This is a genomic window from Mycobacterium sp. (assembly GCF_032162105.1).
Classification (GTDB): domain Bacteria; phylum Actinomycetota; class Actinomycetes; order Mycobacteriales; family Mycobacteriaceae; genus Mycobacterium.
Genome location: NZ_JAVRPS010000314.1, coordinates 1 through 11013, shown reverse-complemented (window position 1 = coordinate 11013; position 11013 = coordinate 1). Strand labels below are relative to the sequence as shown.

General features: G+C 65.1%; 14 protein-coding genes and 1 tRNA gene. 10 read left to right on the top strand and 5 right to left on the bottom strand.

The genetic code is table 11. From position 1 onward, the window contains the following. The 3 genes from QOC69_RS16295 to QOC69_RS16285 form a co-directional block, all read left to right on the top strand. Positions 1 to 1054: SDR family oxidoreductase (locus tag QOC69_RS16295; protein WP_526441315.1), on the top strand; the 1054-nt coding region annotated here is incomplete at its 5' end. Between the two features lie 71 nt (positions 1055 to 1125). Further along, a complete protein-coding gene (locus tag QOC69_RS16290) occupies positions 1126 to 2055 on the top strand; it encodes a haloalkane dehalogenase (RefSeq protein WP_526441312.1) in 930 nt (309 codons plus the stop codon). Positions 2056 to 2181: 126 nt separating this feature from the next. Further along, complete coding sequence (locus tag QOC69_RS16285) at positions 2182 to 2931, top strand: SDR family NAD(P)-dependent oxidoreductase (RefSeq protein WP_526441310.1); 750 nt, start codon at positions 2182 to 2184, stop codon at positions 2929 to 2931. Between the two features lie 31 nt (positions 2932 to 2962). On the opposite strand, the gene QOC69_RS16280 is transcribed toward QOC69_RS16285, so the two are convergent. Further along, on the bottom strand, positions 2963 to 3628 hold the full coding sequence (locus QOC69_RS16280; protein WP_526441308.1) for a TetR/AcrR family transcriptional regulator: 666 nt from the start codon (positions 3626 to 3628) through the stop codon (positions 2963 to 2965). A gap of 84 nt (positions 3629 to 3712) precedes the next feature. Between QOC69_RS16280 and QOC69_RS16275 the strand changes: the two genes are divergently transcribed. From QOC69_RS16275 to QOC69_RS16250, 6 genes are all read left to right on the top strand, one after another. Beyond that, on the top strand, positions 3713 to 5026 hold the full coding sequence (locus tag QOC69_RS16275) for an acyl-CoA dehydrogenase family protein (RefSeq protein WP_526441306.1): 1314 nt from the start codon (positions 3713 to 3715) through the stop codon (positions 5024 to 5026). A gap of 59 nt (positions 5027 to 5085) precedes the next feature. After that, complete coding sequence (locus QOC69_RS16270; RefSeq protein WP_526441321.1) at positions 5086 to 6069, top strand: phosphotransferase family protein; 984 nt, start codon at positions 5086 to 5088, stop codon at positions 6067 to 6069. Beyond that, complete coding sequence (locus QOC69_RS16265) at positions 6066 to 7085, top strand: NADP-dependent oxidoreductase (RefSeq protein ID WP_526441304.1); 1020 nt, start codon at positions 6066 to 6068, stop codon at positions 7083 to 7085. Before QOC69_RS16270 ends, QOC69_RS16265 begins: the two co-directional genes overlap by 4 nt. Before the next feature lie 30 nt (positions 7086 to 7115). Continuing rightward, positions 7116 to 7883: a DUF1932 domain-containing protein gene (locus tag QOC69_RS16260; RefSeq protein ID WP_526441302.1), complete on the top strand. Its 768-nt coding sequence runs from the start codon at positions 7116 to 7118 to the stop codon at positions 7881 to 7883. A 261-nt stretch (positions 7884 to 8144) separates the two neighbouring features. Next, on the top strand, positions 8145 to 8294 hold the full coding sequence (locus QOC69_RS16255) for a TetR/AcrR family transcriptional regulator (protein ID WP_526441300.1): 150 nt from the start codon (positions 8145 to 8147) through the stop codon (positions 8292 to 8294). A gap of 85 nt (positions 8295 to 8379) precedes the next feature. Beyond that, entirely contained in the window at positions 8380 to 8622 is a 243-nt protein-coding gene (locus QOC69_RS16250; RefSeq protein WP_526441319.1) for a type II toxin-antitoxin system PemK/MazF family toxin, read from the top strand. 75 nt (positions 8623 to 8697) lie between these two features. Here QOC69_RS16250 and QOC69_RS16245 read toward each other — a convergent pair whose 3' ends face one another. The 4 genes from QOC69_RS16245 to QOC69_RS16230 all read right to left on the bottom strand — a co-directional run bounded on the left by QOC69_RS16245 (position 8698) and on the right by QOC69_RS16230 (position 9868). Then, on the bottom strand, positions 8698 to 9120 hold the full coding sequence (locus tag QOC69_RS16245; protein ID WP_526441317.1) for a type II toxin-antitoxin system VapC family toxin: 423 nt from the start codon (positions 9118 to 9120) through the stop codon (positions 8698 to 8700). Further along, complete coding sequence (locus QOC69_RS16240) at positions 9120 to 9356, bottom strand: type II toxin-antitoxin system Phd/YefM family antitoxin (RefSeq protein ID WP_526441298.1); 237 nt, start codon at positions 9354 to 9356, stop codon at positions 9120 to 9122. Before QOC69_RS16240 ends, QOC69_RS16245 begins: the two co-directional genes overlap by 1 nt. A gap of 91 nt (positions 9357 to 9447) precedes the next feature. After that, the gene (locus tag QOC69_RS16235) at positions 9448 to 9570 is read right to left on the bottom strand and encodes a hypothetical protein (protein ID WP_526441296.1); all 123 of its coding nucleotides are present in this window, start codon (positions 9568 to 9570) and stop codon (positions 9448 to 9450) included. 215 nt (positions 9571 to 9785) lie between these two features. After that, a tRNA-Leu gene (locus tag QOC69_RS16230) sits at positions 9786 to 9868 on the bottom strand. A gap of 374 nt (positions 9869 to 10242) precedes the next feature. Between QOC69_RS16230 and QOC69_RS16225 the strand changes: the two genes are divergently transcribed. Further along, entirely contained in the window at positions 10243 to 10698 is a 456-nt protein-coding gene (locus tag QOC69_RS16225) for a hypothetical protein (protein WP_526441294.1), read from the top strand. Positions 10699 to 11013: the final 315 nt, after the last annotated feature.

The following is an 11013-nucleotide window of genomic DNA, read 5'->3' as shown; positions in this document are numbered from 1 at the left end:
GCGCCAGATCCTGCTTGTTGGACCATACGGCGTCCTTGGTACTGGCGTTATCGACGCCGTCGCAGAGAACCCGCAATGGGCGGTCACCACGGCTGCGCGTCGACCCGCACCGGCCTACCGGGCGCAGTCCGCACCCCCTCACCTCAGCGTCGATCTGATGGACTGTGAGGGTACGAAGAACGCCTTTTCCTCTCTTCATGAGGTGACCGATCTGGTCTTCGCTGCCTATGTCGAGAAACCCACGATGGCCGAAACGGTCGAGCCAAATGCCAGCATGTTGAGAAACACGCTCGACGCTCTCGCCGCGGGCAGTGTGCCCGTTCAGCGCGTCGTGCTTGCCGGTGGTGCCAAGTCCTACGGCTTCAGTCTGGGGGCGTTCAATGCTCCAGCGAAGGAGACGGACCCACGTCTGATTGCGCCGATCCACTACCACCAGCAGGAAGACATTCTGGCCGACTGGGCCGCCGAGAACGGGGCTAGCTGGACGGTTTTGCGCCCCCATCTGGTCATGGGGCCAAGCCTGAACTCGCCAATGAACCTGGTCACGAGTCTCGCGACCTATGCCGCGATGAGTCGCGAACTGGGGTTGCCGCTGCGCTTTCCTGGCACCAAGGAGGGATGGAACAGTCTCCAGGAGACAACTGACGCCGAATTGTTCGGCCGCGCGACGTTGTGGGCTCTGGGTGAAGACAAAGCGCGCGATGAGATCTTCAACATCTCCAACGGAGACGTCTATCGCTGGAGGCAACTCTGGAACGAGCTCGCCGCCTTCTACGATCTGCCAGTCGCAGAGCCGCTTGCCATGTCCACCGTTTCTGAGATGAGCGAGAAGGCTCCGTTGTGGGATTCCATGGTCGCCGGCTACGGCCTGCACCCCACGCCCTATGAGCAGATTGCGAACTGGTCGTTCGTGGACTGGATGCTCAACTTCGGTGAAGAGACCATCCAAAGCACAATCAAGATCCGTCAGGCGGGCTTCGCGGATTGCATCGACACGCACCAGAGCTTCAGGCGGCAGCTCACCAGACTCCGCCAACTTCGCATCATCCCCTAAACGGTTCCACTCGGGTTGCCGCAGGCGCTGCGATCAAGCCGCCGGAAATCTCACGCGCTAGGAGGCACATCATGGTGGGAGCAAAACCCTACGGGCAACTGAAGTATCGCAACGTCAATGGGTACCGGATGGCCTACGTCGACGAGGGCGACGGCGACGCCATCGTCTTTCAGCACGGCAACCCGACCTCGTCCTACCTGTGGCGCAACGTGATGCCGCACCTGGAGGGGCTGGGCCGGCTCGTGGCGTGCGATCTCATCGGAATGGGCGGTTCGGACAAGTTGCGCCCGTCGGGCCCGGATCGCTACAACTATGCCGAACAACGTGACTACCTGTTCGCGCTGTGGGACGCACTGGATCTCGGCGACAACGTGACACTCGTGCTCCACGACTGGGGTTCGGTCCTCGGCTTCGACTGGGCCAACCAACACCGCGACCGTGTGCAGGGGATCGCGTTCACGGAGGCCATCGTGATCCCGATGACATGGCCGGAATTCCCTGGCGCGATCCGCGAAGTCTTCGAGGGCTTTCGCTCCCCGCGCGGCGAGCCAATGGTGCTGGAGCAGAACGTGTTCATCGAGCGTGTCCTACCCGCCCAGATCCAGCGCGAACTCAGTGACGAAGAGATGGACCACTATCGGCGACCCTTCGTCATGCCAGGCGAAGGCCGCCGTCCAATGCTGTCGTGGCCACGCAATCTCCCGATCGACGGTGAGCCAGCAGACGTGGTCACGGTCGTCGATGAATACAGCAACTGGCTGGCGGCAACCGAGCTGCCCAAGCTGTTCATCAATGCCGAACCGGGTGCCATTGCCCACGGCCACGTCCGCGAACTCATCCGATCCTGGCCCAGCCTGACCGAAACGACCGTCAGCGGAATTCATTTCGTTCAAGAGGACAGCCCGGATGAGATCGGTACCGCAATCGCGGAGTTCGTGCGTAAGGCATACCACCCGAGCGCGGGCGAATGGTCAGACGGCGGTACGGCGTCCGTGCGTTGACAGCAGCGTCGAGCACAAGTAATCTTAATTTAGACAGATCGGTCTAATCAATGCGATCGGTCCCATCACCGAAGACGGACGCCGCACGAGCCCGTCCAACACAGCACGAAATAGGAGGATCAACTGATGGCACGACTGGATGGCAAGGTCGCCGTGATCACCGGCGGCAGTAGCGGTATCGGCCTGGCGATCGCACAGAGGTTCGTCCAAGAAGGCGCCCACGTCTTCATCACCGGGCGCCGACAGAGTGAGTTGGACACGGCCAAGGCGTCGATCGGCGACGGAGTGACCACCGTCGCCGGCGACGCCACGGTCTCCGCGGACTTGGACAAGCTCTTCGCCACGGTTCTCGAGGACAAGGGCGCGCTGGACATCCTGGTGGTCAACTCGGGCCGGGTGGAGCCGGAGGAGTTGGGAAAGATCACCGAGGAGAACTTCGACCTCACCTTCGACCTCAACGCCCGGGCAGCCCTGTTCACGGTGCAGAAGGCGCTGCCGCTGATACGCAACGGCGGCTCGGTCATTCTGGTCGCCTCGATCGCGGGCTACGTGGGCATTCGCGGCTACAGCACCTACAGCGCCACCAAGGCCGCGCTGCGTTCCTACACGCGCACGTGGACCCGCGAGTTCAACGACCGCGGCATCCGGTTCAACACATTGAGCCCTGGCCCGATCGACACCCCCATCATGGACGGTCAGGCCGACTCGCCGGAGGGCGCGGACGCGATCAGGGCGGCGTTCGCCGCGGCGATACCACTCAACCGGATGGGTCGCCCCGAAGAGATCGCCGCGGCCGCACTGTTCCTCGCATCCGACGACAGCAGCTTCGTGGCCGGCGCCGAACTAAGCGTCGACGGCGGGATGGCGCAGGTCTAGTCCCACGCGCACGACGGAGTAAGCGCGTTCGTCAGGCATGTCGCCGACGCGTATTGCGTTGGCGCAGAAGTCCCGCCGTCTGTTCGGACACCGGGGTCGCCAGGACCGCTGCGACCAGGTCGATCAGTCTGCTGGTGAACAACCGCTCGTCGGCGCGCGGGCGCCCGGCCGCGCGGGTCGCAAGTTCGACATGTGTGAAGCGGATCGCGGTGAACCGGGTGTGGAAGATCTCGATGGACTCCCGCGTGAGCAGCGGGTCGACACATTCACGCCAGGTCAGGAGGCCGGCTCCGCCGGGGCCGTCGAGTAGGACGCCGAACTGCGGGTCGGGCCGATTGACCAGCTCGGCAACGATTCTCAAGTACTCCCGACCGCCGTCGGGGTCCGACAACTTCGCCGACAGGGGCAGGACCAGCGCGGCCGCCAGTGCCCGCAGGTCTTCTGCTCCGGATACCCGGTACTGCTGAACCAACACGTCACGGCGCGCGTCGACGTCGGGACCGTGCTTGTCGATGACGGCTTTCAACAGCCCCGCGCGGTCTGAGAAGTGGTATTGCAGGGCACTGGCATTGCGTTGGCCCGCATCGCGATTGATCTCGTTGAGCGACACGCCGTCGACGCCCCGCTCCGCGAACAGCCGCTCGGCTGCGGAGATGAGCTGCGACCGGGTGTCCTGCCCGGCCACCGACGCTTTCACTTCCCTGCCCTCCTCGTGCTAGCTTGATTGATGCGATCACATTAAATCACAGGTCGATCGCATTACAGCCGATGGGAGCGCACAGTGGCGTGGGACTTTGACACAGAACCCGACTTTCAACGCGAACTGGACTGGCTCGACACGTTCGTCCGGGACGAAGTCGAGCCGCTGGACTTGGTTCTCGGCGACCCCGCCGACAAGGCCGACCAGCGGGCCGCGTCGCTGGTGCGACCGCTGCAGCAACAGGTCAAAGACCGCGGACTATGGGCATGCCATCTCGGTCCCGAGCTCGGCGGACCAGGGTACGGGCAACTGAAGCTGGCTCTCATGAACGAGATCCTCGGCCGTTCCCGTTGGGCTCCAACGGTCTTCGGCTGCCAGGCACCCGATTCGGGCAATGCCGAGATCCTCGCGCACTTCGGCAGCCCCGCGCAGAAGGAGCAGTTCCTGCGCCCGCTGCTGGCAGGAGACATCTCGTCCTGTTACGCCATGACCGAGCCGCACGCCGGGGCCGACCCCACGCTCTTGCGTACCCGTGCCGTGCGCGACGGCGACGAGTGGGTGATCACCGGCGAGAAGTGGTTCGCCTCCAACGCCGCGGTGGCAGCGTTCTTCATCGTCATGGCCGTGACCGATCCCGAGGCCGATCCGTACCGGGGAATGTCGATGATCCTCGTGCCAGCAGGAACGCCAGGGCTGGAATTCGTCCGCGACATACACGTCGGGGGCGAGCACCATAGCTCGCACTCGTACCTGCGGTTCCAGAACATGCGGGTGCCGGCGGCGAACCTGCTCGGCGACGAGGGCGCGGCGTTCGCCATCGCGCAGACTCGACTGGGCGGCGGTCGCATTCACCATGCGATGCGCACGATCGCGCTGGTTCGTCAGGCGTTCGACATGATGTGCGAGCGTGCGGTTTCCCGCCAGACCCGGGCAGGCACCCTGGCGAGCTTCCAGATGACTCAGGAGAAGATCGCCGACAGCTGGATCGAGATGGAACAGTTCCGCCTTCTCGTGCTGCGCACCGCGTGGCTGATCGACAAGCATCAGGACTACCGCGTCGTGCGCAAGGACATCGCCGCCGTCAAGGTCGCCATGCCGAAGGTTCTGCACGACGTGGCGCAGCGCGCTCTGCACCTGCACGGCGCACTCGGGGTATCCGACGAGATGCCGTTCGCGGCAATGCTGCTCGGCTCCGAGGTGATGGGGCTGGCCGACGGTCCGACCGAAGTCCACAAGATCACCCTCGCCCGCGAGCTGCTCCGCGGCCGTGCCCCGGCACCTGGCCTGTTCCCCTCCACACACCTCCCCACGCGGCGCGCCGAAGCCCGTGCCCGGTACGCCGAAATGCTCGAACACGCCGTCGGCAACGACGATCCCGCCCTCCTCGCACGGTGACCGCGTTGCCAACGGAGACCCAGCCGACGGGTGTCGATCTGGACCGGCTCGCCATCTGGATGGACCAGCAGGGTCTCCCCGGCGGCCCGATCACCCACGTCGAGCGGCTCACCGGTGGAACACAAAACATCCTGCTGAGGTTCCGGCGCGGCGGGAACGACTACGTGCTGCGACGGCCGCCGATCCACAAGCGCGCCAAGAGTGACGAGACGATGCGCCGAGAGGCCCGCGTGCTCGCGGCGCTCCGCAAATCAGCGGTCCCCCATCCCGGCTTGATCGCCGCTTGCGGCGACACCGACGTGCTGGGCTGTGCGTTCTACCTGATGGACCCGATCGACGGATTCAATCCGGCCAGCGGGCTCCCGGCACCACACCGAGACGATCCGGCGATCCGGCATCAGATGGGCTTGGCAATGGCCGACGCCGCCGCCGCGCTGTCCCAGGTGGACGTCGACGCCGCCGGGATCGGGGACCTGGGCCGCCGGGAAGGTTACCTCGAACGGCAGGCCGCGCGTTGGCAGACACAGCTGGAGAGCTACCGCGAGATCCCCGGTTATGTCGGTTCAGAACTTTCCGGTGTCGACGCGGTCGCCCGATGGCTGGACCGCAACCGGCCGGTGACCTGGCAGCCCGGGCTGGTGCACGGCGACTTCCACCTGGCCAACGTCCTCTTCTCGCCGTCCGGCCCCGAGCTCATAGCGGTCGTCGACTGGGAGATGGCGACGGTCGGCGACCCCCTGCTCGACCTGGCCTGGTTGCTCGCCACCTGGCCAGGCGGCGAGCACGCCGCGCCCATCGTCTTGATCGAACCAACGTCTGGATTGCCGACCCGTGACGAATTGATCGCTCGGTACCGGGAAGTCAGCGGGCGCGACCTGACTGCCCTGCCCTGGTTCGAGGTCCTCGCCTGCTACAAGCTCGGCATCGTGCTCGAGGGCACCCACGCGCGCGCGTGCGCCGGCCAGGCTGACAAGACCACCGGCGATCAGCTGCACGCCGCTGCGCTAGGCCTGCTCGAGCGAGCCGGGGAACTGGCAACGTGAACCGGCAGATTCTGCTCGCCGAGCGTCCCGATGGGCAGCTCGAACTCCGCCACTTCCGCACTGCCACAGCGGAAATCGGCGAGCCCGTCCCGGGCCAGGTGCTGTGCCGAACCGTGCTGCTCTCCATCGACCCGGCGAACCGCGCGTGGATGCAGGGCCGCACTTATCGAAGCCAGATCTCCAGTGACGAGGTGATGGCCGGTTTCACGCTGTGCGAGGTCCTCGCAGGAGACCTCCCGGCCGGTACCGTCGTCGCCTGCGAGGCGGGCTGGCAGGAGTATGCGATCCTCTCCACGACCGACGTGCAGCCGGTCACGGTGCGCGGTCCACTCACCGATCAGCTTGGCGCGCTGGGGATCACGGGCCTGACGGCATACTTCGGCCTGATCGAAGTCGGGCAACCACGGCCAGGGGACACCGTGGTGGTGTCCGCGGCGGCCGGAGCCACCGGGCATATCGTCGGCCAGCTCGCCCGTCTCGCGGGATGCCGGGTGGTGGGCATCGCCGGATCTGCCGACAAGACCCGCGTCTTGACCGAGCGGCTCGGCTTCGACGCCGCGGTCAGCCACCGCAGCCCCACACTCCGGAAGGACCTGAAGGCGGCCTGTCCGGACGGCGTCGACGTCTACTTCGACAATGTCGGCGGCCCGGTCCTGGAAGCCACGCTGTCGCTGATGAACGACCGCGGCAGGATCGTCTGCTGTGGCGTCGTTTCTCAGTACGACACCTCGACCCCGGCCCCGGGCCCCCGCGGCGTCCCCGGCTACCTGGTCACCAAACGTCTTCGCATGGAGGGGATCCTGGTCACCGACTTCCATGACCGGTGGTCTTTCGCCGAAGAGCGCCTCGCCGGCTGGCTTGCGACCGGGCAGTTGATCGCGCTGCGTGATGTCATCGACGGACTCGACAACGCGCCGATGGCGCTGATCGGTCTGCTCAAGGGAGACAACGTGGGAAAGCGGATGGTGTGCGGGTCGGCCCGGACCCGCACTGACCTCGCACGCTGGCCTGTTTGAAAGCCGACGAGGACCGAGAGATCATTGGACATGTTGGCAATCCTTCATCCCGGTGCCATGGGCGCTTCGGTGGGCGCCTGTCTCGTCGGTTGCGGCCGTGAGGTTGGGTGGCTGCGTACCGGCCGAAGTCACGCAAGTGCGCAACGTGCCGCCGAGGCGGGCTTGACACCGTTCGACGATCTCTCCGAACTGCTGGCCAACGCCGAGGTAGTGTTCTCGATCTGCCCGCCGCACGCGGCGCTCGAGGTCGCCCAGCAGTTGACAGGCTTCCGTGGAATCGTGGTGGACGCCAACGCGATTAGCCCCGAGACGTCGGCAGTTATCGGCCGCACCGTCACGGCAGGCGGCGCCCGCTACCTCGATGGCGGCATCATTGGCCCACCCCCGGCCACGGAGGGAACCACCCGGCTCTATCTGGCCGGGGACGACGGCGAGGTCGCGAGCCTGTTCGCCGGTTCCCCGCTTGAGGTAATCCGCCTCGCCGGCGCCCCGCCGGCCGCCTCGGCATTGAAGATGACGTACGCGGCTTGGACCAAGACCACTGCAGCGTTGCTGCTGTCGATCCGACGAACCGCCGCCGCCTATGGCGTCGATGACGAGCTCGCCGACGAATGGGCGATCAGCCAACCCGGTCTTCCGGCGGCGTGGCTGCAGGCACAGCAGCAGAACGACGAGAAGGGATGGAGGTGGTCTTACGAGCTTGCCGAGGTCGGAAGGACCTTCGCTGCCGTGGGGCAACCCGAAGGCTTCGGCGCTGCTGCGAGCCAGGTCTTCCAACGAGACACCTCGACTCACTGACCGGATCCATGCGCGACGAGCGCCGCGACCCGCACCGCCTTGACGCTCTGCCCGGTCTCGTGCGCCACTCGAACACAGTCCCGATGTTCGGGCTTGACGTTGACCACCTCGCCGTCGAGCAGCCCACCTTCACGTTCACCGGATGACCGCGTACCTCCACCGTGTGAAACACCCGCTCGAGTGCCCAGCGATGCTCGGTCCGCCGAACCCGCAGGCCCAGAGCGAGGTATGCCGCAGGATGGTCTCCCGACGGACAAGGTCATGGCCGCGGCAATCGAGGCCTTTTCCGTACACGGATACAACGGGGTGTCGCTGCGGACCGTCAACGACGAGTTGGGCGTCAGCCGCAATCTGCTCTATCAGCGCTTCGGCTCCAAGGCCGAGCTGTGGCGCGCCGCCACCAGGCCCTAACCTTGCGCGCATCGCCACCGTGGAGGGCGCCGCTCCCACGGACCGGATGGAATACCTCTACCGCAACTACATTCGGCCGATTCAGATGCGTTTTGCGCCGGTTTTCGAGCAGCTGCGGGAGCAGGGCAGAATCAAGAACATTCCGAGAATCCGCATCAGCGGCGGAGACGGGCGACTTTCGGGACTCGATCACGATAGTGATGTGATGATCGACAAGCTCACGACGGTCAGTAGGTCGAATGTCCATGCCCGGGTAGGCCGACTAACGGCGGAGCAAATCGTCGAGATCGAGCGGGCAATGATGGCATTCCTCGGCCTTGCTCGATAATGAAAGCCGTTGGGCAGCAGTGCAAACGGAGTAGTTCACATCAGATAATCCTTGTTATCTAGATCGCGGTCTGACCTACTCGGCGTCGGGATGCGGAACGAGGCGGAGATCCAATCCGGCAATGCCTTCGAAATCGCTGGGATTGCACGTAAACAGCGGCAGACCGTTCGCTATGGCGGTCGCAGCGATGAGCGCGTCGTAGGCGCGAGCCGCCCTCTTGCGCCCGGCAGTTCGCAGTGCGCCGGCGACCGCGCCGAAGGCGCGAGCGGCCGCACCATCGAACGCGATCACATCGAAGTCGTTCTCGGCCTGTTGCAAATGTGCTTGCCGGCCGATGCGCTCGCCTTCCGTATCGGCCACGTGGGGCCCGACGGACAGCTCGGCGAGCGTGATGGCACTGATCACCGACTCATCCGGAAGCGTCGCCGGATCATCGATACGACCCAGCAGGATGACCGTCGAGGTGTCGAGCAGGCCGACCACAGTTGCGTCGGTCATCACACCGACGGGTCGATGACCGCATCGACGTCGCGTCGCAGCGACTCCGGGTCGACGCGCGGCAGCCGCTTCCTGCGCGTGATCAGTTCGGCGGCTCGCGGGCTGCGCCGCGGCAGGGGCCGCAACTCGGCTACCGGGCGACCGTCGCGGGTGACGATCACACTCTCGCCGCGCTCCACGCGATCGAGTACGTCTCCACCGTTGTTGCGCAGTTCACGCACGGTGACGATCTCCATACAGCAACTGTATCACCGGTGAGACACGGTGGGCAAGGATCGCCCTGGCTCTGGTGTGCGTCAGCACGCGGTGAACGTCGTCGTCGTCCAATCAGATGTCTTCAAGGATGGTGCGCCGGTAGTCCAGGTCGGCTGCCTCTCGTACCGTCGACGGTACGACGCCGCTCGTTGCGATGCCGGCCGGGACGAGGTGGTCGGTGTCGTACGCACGCACGATCGCTACCGGTCATGGATAATCCCTGTGATCCATTGACATTTGCGACCTGGACATGTTTCGGGCCATCCTGCGGGACCCGACGTGCCCACGACTGTTGACGACGATTATCGATGTTGAACGGCCTATCGCTGCCCGACATCAGCCGGCGCGACTCGCGCGAGGTCCAGGACTAGCAGCTAGTTCGCGCTCCTTGAATCCAACCAATCCATGAGTGCGGGCGGAGGGAATCGAACCCTCAAGCTCTTTCGAGCGCCGGCACCTAAAGCCGGTGCGTTTTCCGTTTCGCCACGCCCGCAGAGTGCAAATAGTACCGCGCCGATCGCTCCCACAATTTGTCGGCGGCCGTCTCTAGTTTGGAGACGTCGGGACGGCGGGGGGCAAGACGTGAGGTCCTTGGACGAGTTCAACCAGGTCCAACGACTCATCGCAGCGGGCGTGAACGACTGCGCCATTGCGCGACAGACGGGCATTCCTCGACCGACCGTGCGCGAGTGGCGGCGCAGGCCACCAAATCGGCTGCGGTGTCCGGGTGCATCGTCACCCTGCGGCGTCCTTCACGATTTTTCGGCGCTGCCGCAGGCCGCATATTCGTACCTACTCGGTCTGTATCTCGGCGACGGCTGCATCTCACGAAACCGCCGAGTCTGGCGCCTGAGGATCGTCCTCGACTTGAAGTACCCGGGCATCATCAATCGGTGTTGCGAGGCGATCGACGCGGTGATGCCCAGCCAGCATGCGGCAGTGTTTCGGAAGCCGACCCGCTGCGTCGAGGTCGGCCACTACTCAAAACACTGGCCATGCCTGTTCCCTCAGCACGGCCCCGGCCGAAAGCACAACAGGCCGATCCGGCTCGAGCCATGGCAGGAAGCCATCGTCTACGAGGAAACCGAAGAGTTCGTCCGCGGACTGATCCACAGCGACGGCTGCCGCGTCGTCGCCAATGATCGCGGGGTCATGAGCATCCGGTACCACTTCTCGAACAGATCGGAAGACATCATCGGCCTGTTCACCGCCGCACTCGACCACCTCGAGATCCCCTGGACCCGGTCGACGAAGTACATCGTCTCCATCTACCGCAAGGCCGCCACGGCCCGCCTCGACGAGTTCATCGGGCCGAAGACGTGATTGGCGCTCCGCAGTCTCAGGTGTAGAGCGTGATGGGCTGCACGTCCCCGTTGAGGAAGTTGGCGCCGACCTCGAGTTTCTTGTAGTCGATCGGATCATGCAGCGAATGGGTGCGGATGTTGCGCCAGTACAGATCCAGTCACGATGAGCGATACGACGACAGGCCGCTATGCGGCGGGCAGCCGGTCGCCGGAGCTGTCGTCGAACAGGTGCAGACGGTCCGGCCGAACGGTGACGGCCACGCCATCGCCGGGCACCGGCGGTCGTGCCCAGCGCGCCACCTCGGCGTCCTCCACGACGGCGGTCAACCGCTGT

Bases quoted from the DNA above. Each gene is read 5' to 3' on its own strand.
- QOC69_RS16290 (WP_526441312.1), top strand. From the start codon at position 1,126: ATGGTGGGAGCAAAACCCTACGGGCAACTGAAGTATCGCAACGTCAAT.
- QOC69_RS16285 (WP_526441310.1), top strand. From the start codon at position 2,182: ATGGCACGACTGGATGGCAAGGTCGCCGTGATCACCGGCGGCAGTAGC.
- QOC69_RS16270 (WP_526441321.1), top strand. From the start codon at position 5,086: ATGGACCAGCAGGGTCTCCCCGGCGGCCCGATCACCCACGTCGAGCGG.
- QOC69_RS16260 (WP_526441302.1), top strand. From the start codon at position 7,116: ATGTTGGCAATCCTTCATCCCGGTGCCATGGGCGCTTCGGTGGGCGCC.
- QOC69_RS16255 (WP_526441300.1), top strand. From the start codon at position 8,145: ATGGCCGCGGCAATCGAGGCCTTTTCCGTACACGGATACAACGGGGTG.
- QOC69_RS16250 (WP_526441319.1), top strand. From the start codon at position 8,380: ATGCGTTTTGCGCCGGTTTTCGAGCAGCTGCGGGAGCAGGGCAGAATC.
- QOC69_RS16245 (WP_526441317.1), bottom strand. From the start codon at position 9,120: ATGACCGACGCAACTGTGGTCGGCCTGCTCGACACCTCGACGGTCATC.
- QOC69_RS16240 (WP_526441298.1), bottom strand. From the start codon at position 9,356: ATGGAGATCGTCACCGTGCGTGAACTGCGCAACAACGGTGGAGACGTA.